The sequence below is a fragment of the Spirillospora sp. NPDC127506 genome, assembly GCF_040302145.1.
Taxonomy (GTDB): domain Bacteria; phylum Actinomycetota; class Actinomycetes; order Streptosporangiales; family Streptosporangiaceae; genus Spirillospora.
In genome coordinates this window covers 196,593-215,424 of the sequence record NZ_JBEORG010000001.1, presented here as the reverse complement: position 1 = coordinate 215,424, position 18,832 = coordinate 196,593, and the positions used below count along the sequence as shown (strand labels likewise).

18 protein-coding genes, 1 tRNA gene and 2 pseudogenes are annotated in these 18,832 nt (G+C 69.2%); 12 read left to right on the top strand and 9 right to left on the bottom strand.

All coding sequences use genetic code 11. The features are described from left to right. Positions 1-70: 70 nt before the first annotated feature. From ABTW95_RS00955 to ABTW95_RS00940, 4 genes are read right to left on the bottom strand one after another with little or no spacing between them, the layout of a single operon-like run. The gene (locus ABTW95_RS00955; RefSeq protein ID WP_500223494.1) at positions 71-1,375 is read right to left on the bottom strand and encodes a homoserine dehydrogenase; all 1,305 of its coding nucleotides are present in this window, start codon (positions 1,373-1,375) and stop codon (positions 71-73) included. Then, complete coding sequence (lysA, locus tag ABTW95_RS00950; RefSeq protein ID WP_396449324.1) at positions 1,372-2,763, bottom strand: diaminopimelate decarboxylase; 1,392 nt, start codon at positions 2,761-2,763, stop codon at positions 1,372-1,374. Before lysA ends, ABTW95_RS00955 begins: the two co-directional genes overlap by 4 nt. Then, positions 2,760-3,416, bottom strand: a complete 657-nt coding sequence (locus ABTW95_RS00945; RefSeq protein ID WP_500223491.1) for a DALR anticodon-binding domain-containing protein — start codon at positions 3,414-3,416, stop codon at positions 2,760-2,762. Before ABTW95_RS00945 ends, lysA begins: the two co-directional genes overlap by 4 nt. 36 nt (positions 3,417-3,452) lie before the next feature. Continuing rightward, entirely contained in the window at positions 3,453-3,815 is a 363-nt protein-coding gene (locus ABTW95_RS00940; protein ID WP_396449358.1) for a response regulator transcription factor, read from the bottom strand. Positions 3,816-3,942: 127 nt separating this feature from the next. Between ABTW95_RS00940 and ABTW95_RS00935 the strand changes: the two genes are divergently transcribed. Continuing rightward, positions 3,943-4,014, top strand: a tRNA-Arg gene (locus tag ABTW95_RS00935). 143 nt (positions 4,015-4,157) lie between these two features. Here the strand turns inward: ABTW95_RS00935 and ABTW95_RS00930 are convergent. Further along, positions 4,158-5,174 (bottom strand): HNH endonuclease, encoded by a 1,017-nt coding sequence (locus tag ABTW95_RS00930; protein ID WP_500223489.1) that lies wholly within the window; start codon positions 5,172-5,174, stop codon positions 4,158-4,160. A gap of 279 nt (positions 5,175-5,453) precedes the next feature. Here ABTW95_RS00930 and tnpC point away from each other — a divergent pair, with 279 nt between their 5' ends. The 4 genes and pseudogenes from tnpC to ABTW95_RS00910 all read left to right on the top strand — a co-directional run. After that, positions 5,454-6,872 carry an IS66 family transposase gene (gene tnpC / locus ABTW95_RS00925; protein ID WP_500223487.1) on the top strand — a complete coding sequence of 473 codons (1,419 nt, stop codon included), beginning with the start codon at positions 5,454-5,456 and terminating at the stop codon, positions 6,870-6,872. Positions 6,873-6,881: 9 nt separating this feature from the next. Beyond that, complete coding sequence (locus ABTW95_RS00920; RefSeq protein WP_500223485.1) at positions 6,882-7,103, top strand: hypothetical protein; 222 nt, start codon at positions 6,882-6,884, stop codon at positions 7,101-7,103. Between the two features lie 17 nt (positions 7,104-7,120). Further along, entirely contained in the window at positions 7,121-7,732 is a 612-nt protein-coding gene (locus ABTW95_RS00915) for a 2'-5' RNA ligase family protein (protein ID WP_500223483.1), read from the top strand. A 1-nt stretch (position 7,733) separates the two neighbouring features. Continuing rightward, positions 7,734-8,168 (top strand): annotated as a pseudogene (locus ABTW95_RS00910) (HIT family protein); the annotation flags it as partial. Positions 8,169-8,580: 412 nt separating this feature from the next. On the opposite strand, the gene ABTW95_RS00905 reads toward ABTW95_RS00910, so the two are convergent. The 3 genes and pseudogenes from ABTW95_RS00905 to ABTW95_RS00895 form a co-directional block, all read right to left on the bottom strand. Further along, complete coding sequence (locus ABTW95_RS00905) at positions 8,581-9,081, bottom strand: TIR domain-containing protein (RefSeq protein WP_500223481.1); 501 nt, start codon at positions 9,079-9,081, stop codon at positions 8,581-8,583. A 447-nt stretch (positions 9,082-9,528) separates the two neighbouring features. Continuing rightward, positions 9,529-9,716, bottom strand: a pseudogene (locus ABTW95_RS00900) (helix-turn-helix domain-containing protein); the annotation flags it as partial. Positions 9,717-9,949: 233 nt separating this feature from the next. After that, entirely contained in the window at positions 9,950-10,414 is a 465-nt protein-coding gene (locus tag ABTW95_RS00895; RefSeq protein ID WP_500223479.1) for a MerR family transcriptional regulator, read from the bottom strand. A 56-nt stretch (positions 10,415-10,470) separates the two neighbouring features. On the opposite strand from ABTW95_RS00895, the gene ABTW95_RS00890 reads away from it, so the two are divergent. The 5 genes from ABTW95_RS00890 to ABTW95_RS00870 all read left to right on the top strand — a co-directional run bounded on the left by ABTW95_RS00890 (position 10,471) and on the right by ABTW95_RS00870 (position 16,209). Beyond that, complete coding sequence (locus ABTW95_RS00890; RefSeq protein ID WP_500223477.1) at positions 10,471-11,394, top strand: SDR family NAD(P)-dependent oxidoreductase; 924 nt, start codon at positions 10,471-10,473, stop codon at positions 11,392-11,394. A 207-nt stretch (positions 11,395-11,601) separates the two neighbouring features. After that, positions 11,602-12,351 carry an SDR family oxidoreductase gene (locus ABTW95_RS00885; protein ID WP_396447596.1) on the top strand — a complete coding sequence of 250 codons (750 nt, stop codon included), beginning with the start codon at positions 11,602-11,604 and terminating at the stop codon, positions 12,349-12,351. A gap of 72 nt (positions 12,352-12,423) precedes the next feature. Continuing rightward, positions 12,424-13,134 carry a Crp/Fnr family transcriptional regulator gene (locus ABTW95_RS00880; RefSeq protein WP_500223476.1) on the top strand — a complete coding sequence of 237 codons (711 nt, stop codon included), beginning with the start codon at positions 12,424-12,426 and terminating at the stop codon, positions 13,132-13,134. A gap of 440 nt (positions 13,135-13,574) precedes the next feature. After that, the gene (locus ABTW95_RS00875) at positions 13,575-13,856 is read left to right on the top strand and encodes a hypothetical protein (protein WP_500223474.1); all 282 of its coding nucleotides are present in this window, start codon (positions 13,575-13,577) and stop codon (positions 13,854-13,856) included. After that, a complete protein-coding gene (locus tag ABTW95_RS00870) occupies positions 13,843-16,209 on the top strand; it encodes an ATP-binding protein (RefSeq protein ID WP_500223472.1) in 2,367 nt (788 codons plus the stop codon). Before ABTW95_RS00875 ends, ABTW95_RS00870 begins: the two co-directional genes overlap by 14 nt. A gap of 87 nt (positions 16,210-16,296) precedes the next feature. Here the strand turns inward: ABTW95_RS00870 and ABTW95_RS00865 are convergent, their stop codons facing one another. After that, positions 16,297-17,604 carry a glycosyltransferase family 4 protein gene (locus ABTW95_RS00865; RefSeq protein WP_500223470.1) on the bottom strand — a complete coding sequence of 436 codons (1,308 nt, stop codon included), beginning with the start codon at positions 17,602-17,604 and terminating at the stop codon, positions 16,297-16,299. 61 nt (positions 17,605-17,665) lie between these two features. On the opposite strand from ABTW95_RS00865, the gene ABTW95_RS00860 reads away from it, so the two are divergent. Together ABTW95_RS00860 and ABTW95_RS00855 are read left to right on the top strand one after the other, a co-directional pair. Further along, a complete protein-coding gene (locus ABTW95_RS00860) occupies positions 17,666-18,349 on the top strand; it encodes a Crp/Fnr family transcriptional regulator (RefSeq protein ID WP_396447601.1) in 684 nt (227 codons plus the stop codon). A 231-nt stretch (positions 18,350-18,580) separates the two neighbouring features. Then, positions 18,581-18,832 (top strand): hypothetical protein, encoded by a 252-nt coding sequence (locus ABTW95_RS00855; RefSeq protein WP_396447602.1) that lies wholly within the window; start codon positions 18,581-18,583, stop codon positions 18,830-18,832.

Genomic DNA, 18,832 nt, shown 5'->3' with positions numbered 1-18,832 from the left:
CTGGAATGACCTGGGATGTTGCCCGGAGTCTACCGGGACGGGCCCCGCCGTCTCGATGCGCGGGCGGGGCCTACTCGTCGCCCTCGACGCGCATCACGCTCGTCACCGCCCGCACGATCTCCAGCCCGCGCAGGCCCTCCACCGTCGCGGTGAGCGCGGCGTCCGGCGCCCGGTGCGTCACGACGACGAGCTGCGCCTCCTCGCCCAGCCCGACCTGCCGGACGGCCTGTATCGACACCCCGTGCCTGGCGAACTCCTCGGCGACCGTGGCGAGGACGCCGGCCTGGTCGGTCACGTCCACCTGGATGTAGTAGCGCGTGACGGTCTCCCCCATCGGCAGGACGGGGAGTTTCGCGTACGTGACCTCGACGGGACCCGGGGTGCCGCCGGCCACGTTCCGCGCGACCGCGACCAGGTCGCCCAGGATGGCGGACGCCGTGGGGGCGCCCCCCGCCCCGGCGCCGTAGAACATGAGCGAGCCCGCGGACTCCGCCTCGACGAAGACCGCGTTGTACGCCTCGCGGACGCTCGCCAGCGGATGCGACCTCGGGATCATCGCCGGATACACGCGGACGGACACGCCGCGGCCGTTCCGCCCGTCCTCCGAGGGGATGCGCTCGCAGATCGCCAGCAGCTTGACGACGCAGTCCATCCCCTGGGCGCCGGCGACGTCCGCGGCGCTGACCTCGGTGATGCCCTCGCGATGGACGTCCGCCGCCGTGACCGGCGTGTGGAAGGCGAGCTGCGCCAGGATCGCCGCCTTGGCCGCCGCGTCGAAGCCCTCCACGTCCGCCGTCGGGTCGGCCTCCGCGTAGCCGAGCGCCTGCGCCTCCTCCAGCGCGTCGTTGAAGCCCGCGCCGTGCGCGTCCATCTTGTCGAGGATGTAGTTCGTGGTGCCGTTCACGATGCCGAGCACCCGGTGCACGTGGTCGCCGACCAGCGAATCCCTGAGCGGCCGCAGCAGCGGGATCGCGCCCGCGACGGACGCCTCGTAGTAGAGGTCGGCGCCGTACTCGCGGGCCGCCGCGAACAGCGTCGCGCCGTCCTCGGCGAGCAGCGCCTTGTTCGCCGTGATCACCGACTTGCCGGACTTCATCGCCTCCAGCATCAGCGTCCGGGCCGGCTCGATGCCGCCGATGACCTCGATGACGATGTCGACGTCGTCCCTGGTGACCAGGCCCTGCACGTCCGTCGTCAGCAGTTCCCCGGGCACGCCCTCGCGCACCCGGTCCGGCCTGCGGACGGCGATCCCGGCCAGTTCCAGCGGCGCCCCGACGCGCGCGGCCAGGTCGTCGGCCTGCTCGTTCAGCAGCCGGACGACCTCCGTGCCGACCACGCCGCAACCGAGCAGCGCCACGCGCAGTCCGGGTTTCACGCTTCGACCTCCGCATCGAGCCGCAGCAGGTCGGCCGCGTCCTCCCGGCGGACGATCACGCGCGACCTGCCGTCCCTCACCGCCACCACGGCGGGCTTCGGGACGTAGTTGTAATTGCTGGCCATCGACCGACAGTACGCACCGGTCGCCGCCACCGCCACCAGGTCCCCCGCCGCAAGATCTTCGGGGAACCACAGGTCCCGCACCACAATGTCGCCGCTTTCGCAGTGCTTGCCGACAAGCCTACTGAGCATGGGCGATGCGTCGGACGACCTGCTCGCGAGCACGCCGGTGTACTCGGCGCCGTACAGCGCGGTGCGCAGGTTGTCGCTCATGCCGCCGTCCACGGAGACGTAGGTGCGCAGGCCCTCGACGTCCTTGACCGTCCCGACCTCGTACAGCGTGACGCCGCCCGGGCCGATGATCGCCCGCCCCGGCTCCACGGTCAGCCGCGGCATGGCCAGGTCGTACGCCCTGCACTCGCGGGCCACGATGTCCCTGAGCCCGTCCGCGATCGCCTTGGGGTCGTGCGGCTCCTCCCCCGGCACGTACGCGATCCCGTAGCCGCCGCCCAGGTCGAGCTCCGGGAGCTCGATGCCGTGCTCGTCCCGGATCGCCACCAGCAGCTCCGCGAGCCGGTGCGCGGCGACCTCGAACCCGTCCACGTCGAAGATCTGCGACCCGATGTGGCTGTGCAGCCCGACCAGTTCGAGCTGCTTGAGCTCCAGGACCCTCCGCACCGCCTCCAAGGCGGCCCCGGAGTTGCGCGAGAACCCGAACTTCTGGTCGTCATGGGCGGTCGCGATGAACTCATGGGTGTGCGCCTCGACGCCCGTGGTGACGCGCACCATCACCTTGGGCCGGACACCCTTCTCCTGGGCGATGTAGGCCACCCGGGCGATCTCCTCGAACGAATCGAGCACGATCCGTCCGACCCCGACCTCAAGGGCCTTCTCGATCTCCCAGGACGCCTTGTTGCTCCCATGCAGCGTGATGCGCTCCGTAGGGAAGCCCGCCGCCAACGCCACGGCGAGCTCACCCCCGCTGCACACGTCCAGCCCGAGGCCCTCTTCGTTGAGCCACCTGGCGACGGCAGTACATAGAAAGGCCTTGCCCGCGTAGTGGACGTCCCCGTCGTGGAACGCCGTCACGTACTCCCTCGCCCGGCTCCGGACGTCCTCCTCGTCATAGACGTACAGGGGCGTCCCGTACTCCTTGGCGAGGTCCCTGACGTCGACGCCGCCGACGGTCAGGACACCGTCCTCCCGCCGGGCGCTGCGCGGCCACACGGCGGGCTCCAGGGCATTGAGGTCCTCCGCCGGCCCGACGGGATGGTCCTCGGGAAGGACGTCGGCGTGCCGCGGCCCAGCAGGGTGTACTCGACTCATATTCGCTCTCTAGGGATTTCACCGATCATGTTCAGCCCGTTGCCGAGGACGACCTTCACCGCCCGCGCCAGGTCCACCCGTCCCGGAACGGGCTCCTCGTCGCCCTTCGGGACCGCGGGGCACGTCTCGTGCACGTCGTGGTACGCCCAGGCCACTCTCTCCAAACACAACATCAGCGGCCTGGCATCCCGTTCCCGCTCCGCCTGTTTCGCGCGCCCCGGCACGTCCCCCATCGCCCACACGAGCTCAGCCTCGAGATCGCCCGCCTGGAGACGCCCGTCCCCGCGCGCCCACCGCCCCGCCCAGCAGGCCCGCGCATAGGCGTAACGCACCGCGAACCCGGGGTTCTCGAACGTCCGAGGCCACTCGTCCCACGTCATGGACGGCACCCGGGCCACCCCGTACCGGGGATCGCGCAGAATCCCCTCGACCAGCTCCTGGACCCCGATCACGACCCGCACGAAACCGGGCCCGGAGACGACCCCCCCGACCCGCCGCGCGATCACCTCGGGATCGACCCCGAGCCTCAGGGCCACCGGACTCTCGAAGACCCCGCGCCCCCGCCCGAAGATCACGACGCTTTCCGGCACCGGGACGTCGATCTCCCCCTCGGCCACGGCGTCCCGCACCGCGCCCACGAGGGCATCGCTCACACCGGCTGGAGTCACCCTGGTGAGACTATCCGACCACTATTTGGACACGGCAGCGAGTTTCCGCACCGTCTGGATCAGCTGGTTCGGGTCGAACGGCTTGGTCACGTACGCGTCCACACCGATCTCGTGCCCCCGCCGCACATCGTGCTCCTGCGCCCTGGCCGTGATCATCACGACCCTGATGTGCGCGGTGCCGGGGTCCTCCCGGAGCTTCACCGCGGTGACCCACCCGTCCAGCCTGGGCATCATCACGTCCAGCGTGATCACGTCCGGCCGGACCTCGCCGACCCTCTCCAGGCAGTCCTGACCGTCCACCGCGGTCTCCACCTCGAACCCCTCCAGTTGCAGGTTCACGGCGATGAGCTGGCGGATCACCTCGTCATCATCGACGACCAGCACGCGTCCCAGTGGCTCGGTCACGGCTCGAAGTTAGCCCACTCCCACCCCCGGACGCACGGCGAAATCCCAGGTGCGCGTCACCCCGTCAACCCTGGTAACCTTCTACCGCGCCACCAGAGGGCGCAGGGCCCCCTTAGCTCAGGGGATAGAGCAACGGCCTCCGGAGCCGTGTGCGCAGGTTCGAATCCTGCAGGGGGCGCCTCCACCGGACCAGCGGAATCAAGCCGCTGACCAGCACAGACGCCACAAGATCGGGCGGGACCTCAGTCCAACTGAGTCCCGCCCGTTCTCACTGTCTAGCACCACCCACGAGAGACCTACGAGAGACCCTCTCGTTGCCGCTCAGGACTCGCCAGCGCGGATGCCGTCCCGATGCTCCGCCACAAGAGCGCGCAACTGCTCCGGCGTCGGCCACGGGGATGCTCGATGGATCATCCGATGGCAGTTGGCGCATAGTAGAGCCAAGTCCTGCAGGCGCGTTTTCGTCTCACCAGAGACGTGAAGCGGAACAACATGATGGCATTCGATGTAGTCAGCGCCACGCGAGCCATAGGTGCGCTCAAAGCTGAATCCACAAACCTCGCAGGCGAGTCCGTCCCTCAACTTGCGAGCTTGATCGATCTTCCTTGCGCGCAGCTTAGGATCACGCTCACGCACAAGGTGCCGACGCAGAAGCAAGCGGCCCTCCAGCACGCTGCCCCCTTCGTCACCGCGTGAGTCCTCGACCGGCGGAAGATCTAGAAGGACACCAGAGGCAACCCCTGCGCGTATAAGTTCGGCAGTGGCTTTCATGCGCTCAGGATCTTCGAGAAATGCATGCAATACTTCACGGTCAAGCGCGCCACCGTTTGTCGGCTTACCCGTGTAGTCCGGATGCCGAGTAGCAATGTCGGCCGTTTTTCGTCCAACTCCGTTCGGATTACGAAACTTAGCGCCACGTTCGGCCATCGGATGGATGGGCAAGCGCTGCAGAAGGTCCGACAGTTCCATAACGCGGGGATCCGGCGGATACAGGTCCTTCCAGCCGTTGTCTGCGACCAGGTCGCACGCAAGTACAAGTTCGTCCCATGCCCACGGAGGATTCCGTGAGCTTCTCACCTCAAAGCCTAGACGTTGCAGGACCTGTACCGCGTGGCGCTCTCCACCCGAGAAATCTCCCGCTCCAAGAGCTGCCCCATGGCTAAACTTGTGCGCCACTCCTGCGATGGCTTTGGAGTCATAGAATCCGTCTTCCCAAACCAGAAGGTAGGAGCGGGCCTCACCAAAGCCGTACCTGCTCAGAAACTCCTGGCGCCCCAGGTTCCGGTACTCATCGACCGCCTTGAGTACAGCCTCACGTGTTATCTCTGTCAACGCCACAGCCCCAGAGGATACGCCCCACATGCCCTAGATGTCCGAATGACCAGCAATCTGTTACGGGCATGAGCTTGCAAGCTTGATCGGGCACGATGTTTGAGGACGGTAGCACCCGGCCTGCAGGTACACAGGCCGGGTGGTTCCCACGAGCCGGTCAGTCGTCGGAGAGCATCCGTTCAATACGCCTATTGATGGCGTCCTCCTGGCCGTCCAGGCGTGACTATTCAGGTCTGCTGGTCTGATTCGGCCCGAGCGTGATCGCTGTCATGGGATGATCTTGGTGTGGCTGGGCTGGAGGAGATGTCGCGCGAGGAGCTGCTTGCGCTGGTCACCGTCCAGGCCCAGTTGATCGAGGAGCTTGGGGCGCGGGTGGCCGAGCTTGAGGCCCGGGTGGGCAAGAACTCCTCGAACTCCTCCAAGCCGCCGTCCTCGGACGGGCTGGCCAAGCCGCCGCCGCGGTCGATGCGCGGCAAGAGCGGGCGGCGTGCGGGCAAGCAGCCGGGCGCGCCGGGTGCCGCGTTGTCGCGGGTGGAGCGGCCGGACCGGCGGGTGAAGCACTTCCCGAAGGCATGTGCCGGGTGTTCGCGCAGGCTGCGCCGGTCGGCCCGGGCTGGTGAACCGGTCCGGCGGCAGGTGTTCGACGTGCCGGAGATGACGGTCCAGGTGACCGAGCACGAACTGTATGCGCTGTCGTGCCGGTGCGGGCGGGTGTCGCGTGCGGACGCCCCGGTGGAGGCGACGGCCCCGGCGGTGTACGGCCCGAACGTCACCGCGCTGGCGGCCTACCTGTCGGCGCAGCACCACATCCCGGTCGGCCGGATCGTCGAGGTGCTGGCCGACACCTGCGGGATCGAGGTCTCCACCGGGTGGGTCACCGACGCGTGCAAGCGGGCCGAGCTGGCCGTCGCCGCGGCGAACCAGGCCATCAAGGACGCGATCGCCCAGGCGGGCGTGGCGCACTTCGACGAGAGCGTGACCCGCGTGGCCGGCCGCAACCACTGGATGCACACCGCCGCCACCGCCACGCTGACGGCCTTCCACATCGACGCCCACGGCCGTGCCACCGAGGCGATCAAAGCGTTCGGGATCCTGCCCCGCTTCACCGGGGTCGCCGTGCACGACGCCTACAAGGGATACGACACCTTCACCACCTGCACGCACGCCCTGTGCAACGCCCACGCGGTCCGGGAACTGGCCGGGATCGGCGAGTTCGACGCCGCCGCCCGCGACGACGGCTGGGCCCAGCAGATGATCGACCTGCTCGGCGACGCGCACCGCTGGGTCGCCGCCTACCGCCGCGACGGACACCACCGGCTCCCCGACTTCAAAGCCGAAGACCTGCGAACACGCTGGGATCACACGCTCGAACGGGCGCTGGCGGTCCATCCGCCCCGGCCCGGGAAACAGGCTCCCGCCCGCAACCTGGCACTGCGGCTACGCGACCGCCGCACCGAGTTCCTGCACTTCACCACCGACTTCGCCGTGGCCTTCAGTAACAACACCGCCGAGCAGGCCATCCGCATGATCAAGGTCAAGACCAAGGTATCCGGCGGGTTCCGTACCCTGCCCGGCGCCCAGACGTTCCTGGCCATCCGCGGCTACATCTCCACCATCCGCAAGAACGGCCTACGCGCCGCCGACGCACTCCGCAACGCCCTGCTCGGCAACCCCTGGATGCCGACCGGTTACACCACGACCTGAATAGTTACCATGAACGGATCACTTGAGGCAGCGATCGGCGAGGTTACGCCAATGCTCGACCTTGACCCGCAGTTCCGCATGTCAACCGTGACCCGCTACCTAGAAAAGCTCTACCGTCGGCTAGGACATCAACGCTTCCAAGGTAGTCCCGCTGCAGCCCAACTGCGCGAAGATATCCAAGCGTTCAACTCGAACGCCCTCAAGGGCGATGAAGACTCGGAGGCACAGTGAGCCCACTACCCACGCAGATGCGAGACCGGTGGCAAAAACGGGCCGACACACCGCCAGGTAACGGAACTGTCTACTGGCATATCCTGATGGGCGGCTATCCGGAAGTTCGCTCACTGGCCGAGCACATCCAGAAGCAACTAGCGCAATTCTCTGGGCTTCATATGACGCCCTTGGATCGTCTTCATATGACAACCCTCGTTGCTGGAAGCGCCAACGAGATCACGTCGGCCCAGATGCAGAGAATGCTAGGAATCGCCTCACAGTCACTTGCGAAGGTGTCGCCCATCAAGGTCTCGTTGGGGCACGTGCTCTATCACCCAGAAGCCATCATGCTTGGAGTAGAGGCGAGCGAGAGCCTAGCTCCGATACTCCACGCTGCAAGAACTGCTACCCAAGCGGTCATCGGTCGGGACGGCGTCACAACGAGTGGCTCCGGTTCCTGGATTCCACACATGACTCTCTGCTACAGCACAGCCAAGCAGCCAGCAAAGCCGCTAATCGATACCCTAGGGACTACTACTTCAAGCTGTGAGATAACCATCAAGACCCTAACACTAGTAACCCAATGGGGACCGGAGCGTGATTGGGATTGGCAACCCATCGGGGTAGCCGAACTCGGAACCGAGTAGGAGAACATCCACAATGCAGTCTTGCGCATTTTGCAAAATCATCGCGGGAGTTGAGCGAGCTGACATAGTCGGCAGAACCCGCGAGGTGATCGTCTTTTCTCCACTATCTCCAGCAACTCGGGGACACATTCTCATTGTCCCCAAGGAGCATGTTAGAGATATTTGGTCCTTGTCTCCAGAACTAGCCACCCACATCATGGCTGCAGCGTTGCAGGCAAGTCACATACTGAAGGACACTCTTCACCCCGAGGGACTGAACTTTATCAATTCCAGTGGACAGGCTGCTTCACAGACTGTCTTCCACATTCATTTCCATCTTGTTCCGCGTTGGGCCGACGATCAGTTCGGCGATATATGGCCACCCTCAACAGGCTATAGAGAAGATCCTGATGTGATCGCGGCCCTCAAAGATTCCTTCTCAGGTTTGGAATCATGAATGAAAGTACCAACGCTTATACCCAGCCCAACCAGCAACAGCGACCCGTAGAAGACTATTAGCGTGTGAGATCTCAACACCTTCCATTTGGCCGTATATGGGTCACCTTGATATGGTCGAGTGTCCATCGAGAAGAGTTCGACGGTGCTATTTCGCGCACGAGCATCATCGTAGAGACATCGATACAAACGCTCCTGCCGAAGGAAGAAGCTATCGAGCCACCAGAATGCGACGTTAAGTCCCATTGCGGCAAGGGCAAGCCACGGACTGTCCTTGCTGGCCGCTAGCCCATAGAGTGCGGCCGAGGCTGTCAGGGCCCACCCTTTCGCGAGAAAAGAATGACCGGCGAGCCTCGCAATAGCAGCTTGAATGAATTCAAGATGTTTTACTTGACCCTCGGCAGGGAATTCGCTCACCTCGGATACCTGTTACGAACGGCGATAGCTGCAGAAACGAGGCTCTCAAGCTTCTCCTGTATGTCACTGTAGACATATCCGCTAGTCTTAAACGGCGGGTCGTAAGCCTGCACGACTTGCGACATCCTCACCCCGCTCGGAAGTGAGACGTAGTCGAACGGGTTCGCCCCCTTGGAAGACTGAAGCTTATTTCGATCCAGGAGGTTGTGGATATAGACCCCTACGACACCCTTACCGGCCGCCCAAGCTGTTTCTATCTCATAGTTGATCCACTTTCGGTTAGCCGTGTTCTGGCCGATCAGCACAATGGCACATGAGCGGCCTTGCAACTGAGAATTGATCCAGCGCTTTACTGCAACATCTCCGGTACGCTTAAGTGATTCCCATGCATTATCCGCTATCGACTGATTTCCTTCCACTATGCCCATGTTGCGGACTTGCGCCGCCCGCCATCCATCGGGCACATAGTGAAAGCTGTAGAACGCACGGAACCCCATAATTGCTCCCCCGCAACTCCTGGAACGTATCGGCGCCACGATCCTAGCGCCCAGCATCTCGACCGGTGCTGAGTGCTTCCGTCGCCGACGTGTCCACTTCAGGCCGATGGTCCGATCACTCGCGATAATGGCGACTCTAAGTAGGTATCTGATCACACATGGTGCGAGTAGGTTAGGAGTCGCTTGCGTTGCCCACCATGCCTGACGAGAGTCTCGCGAGAGACAGTCGCTGACCCTTACGTTCACACACGCATTCCTGCAGGTCATGGGTACTTGTTGGTCGCCTCACGACACGGCCTCCGGAGCCGTGTGCGCAGGTTCGAATCCTGCAGGGGGCGCCTCACATGATCTCGAAAAACCCCGGTTGACCAGGCACTTGGCCAGGCGCCGGGGTTTGTTGCGTACGCGGCGGCGTGCCGCCGGACGTCACGGTTCCCGGACGCGGGACGGGCGGCTGGACCGGTCTGCTATCACCGCCTCGCCCGACTGCCGGTACCGGTGCGCCCACTGGCGGGCGTGGTGGGTGAGACCTGGAAGCGTTCGGCCGCCCGCCGCAGCGGCCAGTGGTCATCGACCACGCAGCGGGCCAGGCGCAGGCGTCCGGTCTCGGTCAGCGGGGCGTTGCGGTGGGGCATGAGGGCCTCCTGGGGGCTGGGCGTAGATCTCGCAATCCACACCGAACCCGGAGGCCCTCCCTCACGCCAAGGTCATCGGCTGCATGTCGCCACGTCCACAACCTCTGTGGTCAGTACAGCTAGGCGACAGGGTCAGGGCGGTGCATTGGGGTCGGCGCGTCGGTGGGCCGGGGGGTCGCGGTCATGGCTTGGAGCCTCGTCACGGAGGGGGCGGCCTCTGCGGTGCGGGGCATCTATTGCTTGATTGTTTGTCGGTCGTCCGTGTCGGGGCGGGGTGTGGTGGCGGGTGCCTGCGCTGGGGGCTGCCAGGGGTCGCCGGCGCCGCCGGCGGCGAGGTGTTGTTCGTACGCGGCCACCTTGCTGTCGACTAGGGCGAGGCAGTCGTGCAGTTGCGCAATCTGCTCGGTGACGCGGCGACGGTGCTCGCGCAGCAGTTCCAGTCTTTGCGCTTCGTTGCCGGTGCCCTCGCGGACGAGTTGGGCCAGTTGGCGGATCGTGGCCAGCGGCATACCGGAGGCACGGAACTTCACGCAGTTGCCCAGCCACTCGATGTCCCACGCGGTGTACACCCGGCGGCCCTGATCGTCCCGCCGCACCTCTCCGATCAGGAGCCCCTCACGTTCGTACATGCGCAGGGTATGGACGCTCAACCCTGTGCGTCTCACCACTTCGCCGATGCTCACACCCGCGGCCTTCATTCCACCGATCGTAGACGTTTGACCTAGACCTTCGTCTAGCATCTAGCGTCCGCGGCATGACAGACAGCACAGGTCAGGCAGGACGCGACGCATTCGGGGCGGCCAGTACCGCCGACGAGGTTCTCGCGGGAATCGATCTCACCGGCAGGACGATCATGGTCACCGGCGGCTATTCCGGTCTGGGTCTCGCGGCGAGTCGTGCGCTCGCCGCGGCCGGGGCCCGCGTCGTCGTCCCGGCTCGCAGGCCCGACGTCGCGCGCGGGGCACTCGCCGGGATCGAAGGCGTGGAGGTCGAGGAACTCGACTTGGCCGATCTGGATTCCGTCCGGGCCTTTTCTGAAAGGTTCCAGCGCCGCCATGCTGCGATCGATGTTCTGATCGCCGGTGCGGCCATCATGGCCTGCCCGGAAACGCGCGTCGGCCCCGGCTGGGAAGCGCAGTTCGCCACCAACCACCTCGGGCACTTCGCGCTGACGCAGTTGCTGTGGCCGACCCTCACGGCCGCCGGCAACGCCCGCGTCGTGGCGGTCAGTTCCGGCTACAACTCGGACTGGAAGATTCGCTGGGACGACATGCAATTCGCCCAGGGGTACGACAAGTGGGCGGCGTACGGACAGTCCAAGCTCGCGAACATTCTCTTCGCCCGCCATCTCGACGGGCTGGGCGCTCGGTCCGGCGTCCACGCCTTCTCGGTCAACCCCGGATGGATCATGACGTCCCTGCAGCGGCATCTCACCGTCGCCGAGATGACCGCCGCGGGCTGGCTCGACGACGACGGCACCCCCAAACCGGAACTGTTCAAGTCCCCCGAGCAGGGGGCCGCGACGGTGGTGTGGGCGGCCACGTCTCATCAACTCGACGACCATGGCGGCGCCTACTGCGCCGACTGCCGCATCACGGAGGGGCCGCCTGACAGCGATGAGGCCGCGTCTTTGTGGGCGGTCTCGACGGAGCTGACCGGTCTCGACCTCATTTCTTGAGGCGTGGCCCACAGCCGAGTCCTCACCCGGCGCGGGCTGATCCGGGCGGGGCTCTAGCAGTACCGCATCGAAACCGCCATTGACGACGTGCGTTGCCCCGTCCGGTTTCTCCCCCAGCTCGTAGCGGACGGGGTCCATCGGCACGCAAGAGGTCGAAGGCGCCTCGCCTTCGACTGGCACTAGCACGAACACGACAGGAGGCAGGTAATGCCCAACGCACGGGATCTCGAAGGCGCCGTGGCGTTGGTGGTCGGTGGGAGCCGCAATCAGGGGGCGGCGTTCGCCGAGAACATCGCCTCGCGAGGCGCGACCACGGTGATCAGTTATGCCGATCAGGAGGCGGCGGCCCAGGAGACGCCGGCGGTGCTGCAAAAGTACGAGGTGACGGCGGAGGCGGTCCGTTCCGACGCACGGATATCCGCGGAAGTCGACGAGCTGTTCGAGGGAGTGATGGCCCGCCATGGCAGGTTGGACATCGTCGTGCACACCCCGGGAGCGGTCATCAAGAAGCCGCTGGCCGAGTTCACCGATGACGAATTCGACCATCTGATCGACCTCAACGTCCGGTCGGCCTTCAACACGCTGCGCGCCGCCGCCCGGCACCTGTCCGACGGAGGCCGGTACGTGGTGCTGTCCACCACGCTCACCTCGGTCATGACCGGACCGTACGGGCTGTACTCCGGCTCCAAGGCCGCCGTGGAGCGGATGGTGCTCGCCGCCGCCAAGGAACTCGGAGACCGCGGCATCACGGTCAACGCCGTGGCCCCCGGTCCTATCGACGACTCGTTCTACCGGGCGGCCGAGACCCCCGAGTCCATCGAGGCCGCCAGGCACCACAGCCCGCGGGGCCGGCTGGGCGACCCCGCGGACATCGCCCCGGTCGTCGGCTGGCTGATCAGCGACAACGCCGGCTGGGTGTCGGGCCAGACCGTACGCGCCAACGGCGCGATGTTCTAGACGCGCCGGCCGCCGCGGGCACCGGGTCCGGTGCGTGCGGCGGCCTGCCGGAAACGGTCAGGGAACGGCCGCATGCGGACGGGGAAAAGGGAGCGGAGGAGGCGTCCAATCGGGAAGAGTTCCCCCCGACGGGGGAGGGATTCTTTGGACGCCTTCTGGTCATTGATTGACGGCGAGGAGCGGCGGGAGTTGTGCCGGGCGGGCCGGGTCCGTGTTTTCCCGGATGCCGCCGAGTTGTGCACCGAGGGACGCCGATCGGAAACGGTCATGGTCCTTTTTGACACCCACGTCAAGGTCACGCGCCGGACCGCGGGCGGGCCGAGATGGCTCGCCTGCCGGGGGCCCGGCGACATCATCGGGGAGATGTCCCTGGTGCTGAACAGGCCGCATTCGGCGACCGTCGCCGCCGTCCGCGGCGGGCGGGTCCTGGTGCTGCCGCAAAGCGCGTTCGACGCGTTGGCGCGACGGCACGCCGGGCTGCAGCGGGCCCTGCTGCGCGTCACGGCCGAGCGGCTGCGCAGCGCGGACGACGAGCGCAGCGCCGCGGAGCAGAGCGTGCTGTCCCGGGTCGCGCGGCTGCTGGGCGGGCCGGGACCGGGCGAGCGGCCGGCGGGGGCGGCGCCGCCCAGGTTCCAGCACGAGATCGCGGAGCTGCTCGGGGTGTCCCGCGCGTCGGTGGTCCGGGCGCTCACGAAGCTGCGGGCGAGCGGGATCGTCTCCACGCGGCACGGTTCCATCACCGTCCTGGACCCGGCGGGGCTGAGCCTGTTCCTGCGGGAGTGATGGCGCACGTGCGCCATACTCGCCGGTACTTTCCGCGCCTGAAATCGCCGCGCAACGGATGACCGGCCCAGCACGGGAGCGGGGCGAATCCAATTCATGTACCGGCTGACCTGGGGTTACGAAGAATTGGAGATCGTTTCCTCGAGGCGGTTCAGATCATCACGGTTCCGTCGCCGGAATCCGCCGCGTTGACCGACGCGGAGGGCTTCTCGAAAGTTGGGCCGTCCAGACGGCCAGGGGGGAGCCCTCGATATGGACGGCATATCTCGTCCGGGAGCCGCGTCGGCGAATCAATGGATCGGCGCACCGGTCTCCGCATGCCGGGGCGCCCGACTGATCAAGGACGGCGTTTCTGTTTCCGCCCCCATCTCGGCCCGCTGGACAACCTGTCGGAAGGGCCGAGCGGCCCGCCGACCCGTCCCACCACTGAGAGGTGCTCGATGAACTGGTCCGTCTGGGAGGTCTTCTCCGTGATCTCCGGCGTCATCATGGCGATCGCAGGGGTCGTCATGCCCGACACGAAATTGCGCGAGCGGCTGAGCATCAGCGGCACCGGGGGCGCGTTCGTCGCCTACGGCTTCTTCGTCGCCAACCAGACGTCCGGCACCTTCGAGTTCCCGGTCATCATCTTCGTCGTCCCGGTCATCGCGCTCGGCTACCTGGCGATCCAGGTCTATTCGTGGTGGACGAAGGACGATTCGCGGGAGAATGCCCGCGACTGACGGGCAGGCACCGGGACGCGCGGAGGAGACGGTGGCCCACGAGTCGTCCGCGTGGTCCGGGGACGCCCCCGGGCCGCCGAAGGCGAGGCTGGCCGAGCGGCTGGCATTGCTGGTCTGCCGGCGGGAGCGGCGGCTCGGCCGCGCGCTCGGCCGGGAGGAGCTGGCCAGGCGCATCAGCGTCTCCAAGAGCAGCCTGTACGCCTACCTGAACGGGACGACGCTGCCCCGCGCGGACGTGTTCGACCGGCTGCTGGCCGAGCTGGGCGCCGCCCCGGCGGAGATGCGCGAGCTGAGCACGCTGCGGGACGCGATCGAGGTGGCGCAGCAGCGGGCGCCTCGGCGCGCGGGCGGCGTGCCGGCACCGTGCCAGCTGCCGCCCGCCACCGGACGGTTCGCCGGGCGGGCCGCCGAGCTCGGGCGGCTCGCCGGGCTGCTGGACGCGGCGGGCGGCGGCGCACCGCTCATCGTCGCGATCGACGGCACCGCCGGGATCGGCAAGACGACGCTGGCGCTGCACTGGGCGCACCGGATCCGGCGGCGCTGCCCGGACGGCCAGCTGCACGTGAACCTGCGGGGCTTCGACCCGCGCGGGCCGGTGGATCCCGGCGAGGTCCTGCACGGGTTCCTGCAGGCCCTCGGCGCGGCGCCGGAGTCGATCCCGGACGGGCTGGACGCCAAGGCCGCGCTGTACCGGAGCATGCTGGCCGACCGGCGCATGCTGGTCGTCCTCGACAACGCCGCGTCGGCCGAGGGCGTCCGCCCCCTGCTGCCCGGCACCCCGTCCTGCATCGCGGTGGTGACCAGCAGGGACCGGCTGGACAGCCTGGTCGTCCGGGAGGGCGCGCACCGCGTGACGCTGGACGTCCTGCCGCCGGGCGAGGCGCGGCTCCTGCTGGAGCGGTGGCTCGGCGAGGACCGCGTCGCGGGGCAGCGGGCGGCGGCCGGGGAGCTGGCGGCGCTGTGCGCGCGGCTGCCGCTCGCGCTGAGCATCGTCGCGGCCCGCGCGGCCCGCCGCCCGGAGTCCTCCCTGGCGGAGCTGGCGGCCCGGCTCCGCGACCTCCCGGACCGGCTCGACGCGCTCGGCGCCGGCGCCGCCGACCTGGACCTCGGCAAGGTGTTCGAGTCGTCCTACGCGCTGCTGCCCGCCCCGGCCGCCCGGCTGTTCCGGCTGCTCGGCGCGCACGCCGGGCCCGACATCGACGCGCACGCCTGCGCGGCGCTGCTCGGCGCGGACCGCCCGCCGCGCGCCGAGCTGGACGCGCTGACCGCCGCGCACATGCTCGAAGAGCAGGCCGGCGGCCGGTACTCGGCGCACGACCTGCTGCGCGCGTTCGCCCGGCGGCTGGCCGCCCGCGAGGACGAGGCGGGCAGGCGCGCCGCGGTCCGGCGGGCCGCCGACTTCTACCTGGCCGCGGCGGTCCGGGCCGCCGCGCGGCTGGAACCGTGCCGGGCCGGCGAGCTGCCGGACGCCGGGTCCGCGTCGCCCGTCCCGCCGATCGACGGCCCCGCCGGCGCGCTGGCCTGGTTCACCGCCGAGCTTCCCGTGCTGCAGGCGACGATGCGGCAGGCCGCCGCCGAGGGCCTGGACGGGCACGTGTGGCGGCTCGCCTGGGCGGCGACGGTGTTCCTGCGCCGGACGGGCCGGCGCGCCGAGCGCGTCGCGGTCCACCGCGCCGGGCTCGCCGCCGCCCGGCGCACCGGGGACCGGCTGGTGCAGGCCGTCTCGATGCGGCTGCTCGCCGACGGCCTGGCGAGGATCGGCGAGCGGGCGGAGGCCCGGGAGCTGCTGGAGACATCGCTCGCCGAGTGCCGCGCCATCGGCGACGCCCGGGGGACGTTCCAGGCGCACCTGTCCCTCACCCGGCTGCACGACGCGGCGGGCGCGCACGCCGAGGCCCTCGCGCACGCCGAGGAGGCGCTGAGCGGATCGGCCGAGGTCGGGAGCCTGCTGGCCCGCGCGGACGCGCTGACCTCGGTGACCCGGCAGCGGGAACGCCTCGGCCGGTACGGTGACGCGCTCCCCCTCGGCCGCCGGGCGCTCGGCCTCTACCGCCGCGCCGGCTACGCGGAGGGGGAGGCCGACGCGCTGCGCACCATCGGGCGCATCGAACGGCGGCTCGGCACGCCGGAGCGGGCGATCGTCCGGTTCGAGCAGTCGCTGGAGCTGGACCGGCGCCTCGGCGACCGGTTCTGGGCCGCGCACGTCCTGGACGACCTCGCCGACGCGCATCGGGAGGCCGGCGATCCGGCGCGGGCACGGGCGCGGCGGGCCGAATCGCTCGCGCTGTTCGAGGCGATGCGCCATCCCGCGGCGCGGGCGGTCCGGGCGAAGCTGGCGGCGGACGCCGGGTAGCGTCCCGGCCGCGTCCAGCCCCGTCCAGCGTTCTCCAGCCGCGCCGGTCCCCGGACGGGCCGCCGTGGTGGCCTGTCGGCCGTGCCTTCACCCGCCGGAGCGGCCGCCCGCGCGCACGAGGCCGAGCAGTTCCGCCGCCGCCATCGCCCAGGTCCGCCGCCGGGCGAGGACGCTGCGCGCCGCCTCCGCCCTGGCGTACGCCCCCGTCCGGTCCGTCATGATCGCCGCGATGCGGTGGCCCCAGACCGGGACGTCGAGCGCGTCGTCGTGCCGGACGGGGACGACGAGGTCCGGCGCCATCTCCGGGGCGACCTCCGTGATCAGCTCGCCGAGCCCGCTGCGGGCGCTGACCAGCGCCGGGATCCCCATGGCGATCGCCTCGTGCCCGACCAGCCCGTACCCCTCCACCAGGGACGGCATGAGCAGCAGGCTGGCGCGGCGCAGGTCGTCCCGGATCACGGACGTCTCCGGGGAGTAGGCGCGCACCGTCACGTTCGCGGACCGGTGGCCGATCAGGTCGAGGACGTGCTCGCGCAGCCGGTGCTCGCCGCCCGCCGGCGCCCCGCGGACCAGCAGTTCCCAGTCCGCGGCGCGCGGATCCAGCGCCCAGGCGTGCCCGATCGCCTTCGCGGCGAGTTCGAGGCCCTTGAGCCGTGCGTCCTCCAGCCGCCCCATGATCATGACGAGCGGGCGGCCCGCCGGGGCGGTGCGCTCACCGGGCTCCCCGGCGTCGGAGCCGACGGCGGACCCGGTGTCGAACCCGGCGTCGAACCCGGGGTCGAGGCGGAGCAGCCGGGGCCCGTCCGGCAGGTCGCGCAGCAGCTTCGCGTGCAGCCGCGGGCCGACCGGCATGACCGCCGCCGCGTCCCGCGCGAGCGCGAGTTCGAGCCTGCCGCGCTCCTCGGCGCGCACGCCGGCGTCGTCCTCGTGGTCGAGCTTGAACCACTCGATGTCGTCGGGGTCCATGTGGACGAGGTGCAGCCGGGCGGCGTCCGGGAAGTGGTCCTCGACCAGGGCCCTGGCGATCTGCCCGGTGACGCGGCCGTGCCCGATCACCAGGTCGGGGACGGCGCCGCGCGGCAGCGGCGGCCGGCGCATCAGCGCCTCCCGCTCGGTGGTCCCGGGCGACCGGCGGGCGGCGACCAGCCGCACCCCGGCCCGCTCGGCGTCCGCCAGCTCGGCGGGGGACGCGCCCGGCACCAGGCAGTACGTCTCCGCGCCCGCCGCGGCGAGCGCCCCGCACAGGTAGCGGTTCAGCGAGCTGAGGCCGCCGCGCGCCGGGAACCACTCGTCGGCGACCGCCAGGACGCGTGCGGCCGTGCCCGCGATCCGTCCGGGAGGCGCCCCCTCCTCGTCGTAGACGAGGTTCCAGCCGTCCGCCGCATCACCGCTCATGCCGTGGCTCGCTCCCCGGCGGGCTTCAGCCGCCAACGCCCCGATCCCCTACGAGGCAATCATGACCCAGCACCGGCCCAGGGCGCAGTACGGCGCCCCATTCCTGTCCCTGCTGCGCGCGGACGAGCGGCGCGACCTGATCGACGCCGGGACGCGCCACCAGGTGGCGGACGGCGCGCAGCTCTACGCGCAGGGCCGCCGCTCCGCGAAGATCGTGATCCTGCTGACCGCGCACGCGCGCGTCCTCCGCGACGGCGCGTGGGTCGCCTACCGCGGGCCCGGCGACATCCTCGGCGAGCTGTCCCTCATCGACGGGCGGCCGCACTCGGCCACGGTCCAGATCGTCCGGGCGGGCGCCGTCGCCGTGCTCTCCCATGAGGCGTTCGACCGGGTGATGCGCAGGCACGACGGCGTCCGGAACGCGCTGCTCCGCGTGCTCGTGCACCGGCTGCGGTGCGCCGACCTGAACGGCGACGGCAGGGCCGAGCCGACCGTCGTGCGGGTGGCCCGGCTGCTGGAGCGGACGCGGCGCGGCGACGCGGCCCCGTTCCGGTATCAGCACCAGATCGCCGAGATGCTCGGGGTGGCGCGCAGCTCGGTGGTGCGGGCGCTCGGCCGGCTGCGCGAGCAGGGCATCGTGGCGACGGGGCACGGGACGGTCGAGGTCGTCAGCGACGAGCGCCTGTCGGCCTTCCTCTCCCGGTTCGACGGGAACGGCTCGGAGTCTCCCGAACCGGACGGCTGAATGGCGCACGTGCGCCATTCCGCGGCCTCTCACCGGATCCGTCCCGGCCGTTCCCGATACGTACCGGAATCCCGGGACGGCACCGCTGACCAGCGGCGACGGGATGACCCGCCGGACCCGGGCCGCATCCGCCCGGATGGCGCCCGCGGCGACCTCGCGCAATCGCGTTGACCTGCCGCAACCCGACTCCGCACTGTTGAGCCGTTCCGCCGTGAACAAGGGGGCCCGGCCATGGAACACGATCCGGCGACCGGCGAGCAGTGGTCGGTCCACGTCCACGCCGACAACGACCTGACCATCCGCGACGCGCGCATCGCCGGCCGCGACCTGACCGTGCACGGCGGTGCGGCGCGGGCGGGCGGCGCGATCCACCGGTTCGCCCGCCGCGTCCGGCCGGCCGCCGCCGCGGCGGCGGCCGTGGGGGTCTTCGCGGTCCTGCTGCTCGCCGCGATCGGCCTGGCCGCGCTTCTCGGCGGCCGGTGA

Bases quoted from the DNA above. Each gene is read 5' to 3' on its own strand.
- lysA (WP_396449324.1), bottom strand. From the start codon at position 2,763: ATGAGTCGAGTACACCCTGCTGGGCCGCGGCACGCCGACGTCCTTCCC.
- ABTW95_RS00920 (WP_500223485.1), top strand. From the start codon at position 6,882: ATGAACGGATCACTTGAGGCAGCGATCGGCGAGGTTACGCCAATGCTC.
- ABTW95_RS00915 (WP_500223483.1), top strand. From the start codon at position 7,121: ATGCGAGACCGGTGGCAAAAACGGGCCGACACACCGCCAGGTAACGGA.
- ABTW95_RS00905 (WP_500223481.1), bottom strand. From the start codon at position 9,081: ATGGGGTTCCGTGCGTTCTACAGCTTTCACTATGTGCCCGATGGATGG.
- ABTW95_RS00895 (WP_500223479.1), bottom strand. From the start codon at position 10,414: ATGAAGGCCGCGGGTGTGAGCATCGGCGAAGTGGTGAGACGCACAGGG.
- ABTW95_RS00890 (WP_500223477.1), top strand. From the start codon at position 10,471: ATGACAGACAGCACAGGTCAGGCAGGACGCGACGCATTCGGGGCGGCC.
- ABTW95_RS00885 (WP_396447596.1), top strand. From the start codon at position 11,602: ATGCCCAACGCACGGGATCTCGAAGGCGCCGTGGCGTTGGTGGTCGGT.
- ABTW95_RS00880 (WP_500223476.1), top strand. From the start codon at position 12,424: ATGCGGACGGGGAAAAGGGAGCGGAGGAGGCGTCCAATCGGGAAGAGT.
- ABTW95_RS00875 (WP_500223474.1), top strand. From the start codon at position 13,575: ATGAACTGGTCCGTCTGGGAGGTCTTCTCCGTGATCTCCGGCGTCATC.
- ABTW95_RS00870 (WP_500223472.1), top strand. From the start codon at position 13,843: ATGCCCGCGACTGACGGGCAGGCACCGGGACGCGCGGAGGAGACGGTG.
- ABTW95_RS00865 (WP_500223470.1), bottom strand. From the start codon at position 17,604: ATGAGCGGTGATGCGGCGGACGGCTGGAACCTCGTCTACGACGAGGAG.
- ABTW95_RS00860 (WP_396447601.1), top strand. From the start codon at position 17,666: ATGACCCAGCACCGGCCCAGGGCGCAGTACGGCGCCCCATTCCTGTCC.
- ABTW95_RS00855 (WP_396447602.1), top strand. From the start codon at position 18,581: ATGGAACACGATCCGGCGACCGGCGAGCAGTGGTCGGTCCACGTCCAC.